Raw genomic sequence first — 2303 nt, 5'->3', positions numbered from 1 at the left:
CGGGGGACTCGTTCAGGGCCTTCCAGCTCTGAGGGTCGATGCCTTCGACGAAGAGATTCGGATCAAAGCCCGGCTTGGAGACCAGCGCCAGGATTCCCCCGGTGAAGGGCTCGATCGCCACCAGCGCCCCCCGTCGCTCGCCGAAAGCCTGCTCGGCCACTTCCTGCAGCCGGATGTCCAGCGCCAAGGTGAGGGTGTTGCCGGCGACCGGCGGCGTGCGCGCGAGGGTGCGCAGTGCCCGGCCGGAGGCGTCCACCTCCACCTGCTCCACCCCGGTGATTCCGTGGAGTTCCTCTTCGTAGCTACGCTCGATGCCGACTCGTCCGATGTGGTCCGAGCCCCGGTAGTTGGCGTAGTTACCCTGTTCCTTGAGCGTCTCGATGTCCCGGTCGCTGATACGGCCAATGTAGCCCACCACGTGGGAAGCGGTCTCGCCCCAGGGATACTGGCGGAACAGCCGGGCGCGCAGCTCCACGTTGGGAAAGCGGAAACGGTTGGCGGCGAAACGCGCCGCCTCCTCGTCGGAGAGCCGGGTGCGGATAGGCAGGCTCTCGAAGCTCTTCGCTTCTTCCAATAGCCGCTCGAAGCGGCGCCGGTCCCTGGGGGTGATCTCCACCACGGTGGAGAGCTCATCGATCAGAGCGTCCAAATTGCCCACCTTGGCCGGCGTGATTTCCAGGGTATAGGCGGAAAAATTGCTGGCCAGGATCTCCCCGTTGCGGTCCAGGATGAGGCCCCGGTTGGGTACGATGGGCACGAGGGAAATACGGTTCGCCTCGGCCAGGGTCTGGTAATGCTCCCGCTGCACCACCTGCAGGTAGAAGAACCGGGCCGCGAGGAGCGCAAACGCCCCCAGCACGAAGAGGGCAGCGACTGCCAACCGCAGGCGAAAGGCGTGTACTTCCCGCTCAGTATTCTTGAGCTCGACCCGCCGGTTCATAGCGCGTCGGGGTCAGGCCTCGGTTTCTGGGGTAGAGAGAACAGGAGGGAGGTCACGGGCCACAGGAGGGCGCTGGTGAGCACCGAAAGAAAGAGGCTCCAGCCGGGGAAAGGGGCACCTCCCGCCAAAGCGACCAGCAGGCAGACGAGCTGCTGGGCGAGGAGGATCGGCGCAACGTGCAGCACCTGACCACCGGGGCCGAACATCAAGATCCGACGCCGCCACGTGAGTCCGAGGAAGGCGAGCACCGCGTAGGCGAGGGCGTTCTGCCCAAACAGGGTCGCGTGGCCCACATCCATGAGCAGGCCCAGGCCCCAGGCGATGCCGATACCCACCCGGCGTGGCTCCCGGACGCACCAATAAAGCAGGGCCACGGCCATGAAGTCCGGGCGCGCCGCCAGTCCCATCCCAGACCAGGGCAGCAGAGTGAGCAGCAGGGCGCCGATTAGCGTGAGGGTGATGAAGCCGGGGCCGACCGGCCGCAACAACTCCGCTGCCCGCGGGGCGCTCACCGCCATCAACGTTCCTTTCCTTGGACCCGCTGCGGCCGGGCTGCCTTGGTCGCTTCAGGCTGGGCCGGCACCGCTTCCCTCCGCGCCAGGATCAACACTTGGCGATACTGTTCCGCACCTGCCACTGGCTGGCAGACGATGCGGGCAAAGGATTGGCCCGTGTCCCGCTCGATCCGGGTGACCCGGGCGACGGGCAGCCCCGGCGGGTAGACGCTGTCGATGCCCGAAGTGACGAGCAGATCGCCCGTTTCCACATCGACCGCCTGGGGCAGGTAGCGCAGCTCCAGCGTCCCATCCTCGCCGCCGAAGATGATGGCCCGCAGCCCGGTACGCACCAGGAGCACCGGGACAGCGTGGTCTCGGTCGGTGACCAGGGTTACCTCGGAGAGGAGGGGATAGACGCGGGTGACCTGGCCCACGACCCCCGCCCCATCGATCACCGCTTCCCCCGGCTGGATTCCGTGGGCCGAGCCTTTGTCCACCAGGATCTTGCGGCTGAAAGGGTTGCGCTCCGCGTACAGAATCTCGGCCGCCACCGCCCGCTGCCCGTACTGCTCCCGGGCCTCCAGCAGGTTGCGCAGATGGGCATTTTCCGCCTCCAGTGCCTCCAGCCGCTGCAGCCGGGCGAGGAGGGAGAGCTGCTCCTGGCGCAACCGCGCGTTGTCCCGGGCAAGCTGGCTCTGGGTAACGAAGAAGTCCTTGACGCGGTGGTAGAGGGCGCCGGGCGCGGTGGCGATGCGCTGCAAGGGATAGAGGGCAATGGAGGCGCCATCCCGCAACACGTCCAGGTAATGGTAGCGGGCGTCGGTCGCGAGCAGCGCCACCGACAAGGCGGCAAACAACGCCAAACG

2 protein-coding genes and 1 pseudogene are annotated in these 2303 nt (G+C 67.0%); all 3 read right to left on the bottom strand.

Features of this window, described 5'->3' with window-relative positions; all coding sequences use genetic code 11:
- Window positions 1-940: pseudogene (locus V7Q81_RS15750) on the bottom strand (penicillin-binding protein 2); the annotation flags it as partial.
- A complete protein-coding gene (gene mreD / locus V7Q81_RS15745; RefSeq protein WP_333845223.1) occupies window positions 937-1458 on the bottom strand; it encodes a rod shape-determining protein MreD in 522 nt (173 codons plus the stop codon). The pseudogene V7Q81_RS15750 and the gene mreD, both read right to left, overlap by 4 nt.
- Window positions 1458-2303, bottom strand: an 846-nt coding sequence (mreC, locus tag V7Q81_RS15740) for a rod shape-determining protein MreC (protein ID WP_333845222.1), incomplete at its 5' end; no start/stop codon positions are given. The genes mreD and mreC, both read right to left, overlap by 1 nt.

It is taken from the genome of Pelomicrobium sp. (assembly GCF_036803785.1).
In the GTDB taxonomy this organism is placed as follows: domain Bacteria; phylum Pseudomonadota; class Gammaproteobacteria; order Burkholderiales; family UBA6910; genus Pelomicrobium.
The sequence above is the reverse complement of the archived record's forward strand: the minus strand, read 5'-3'. Positions and strand labels throughout refer to the sequence as shown.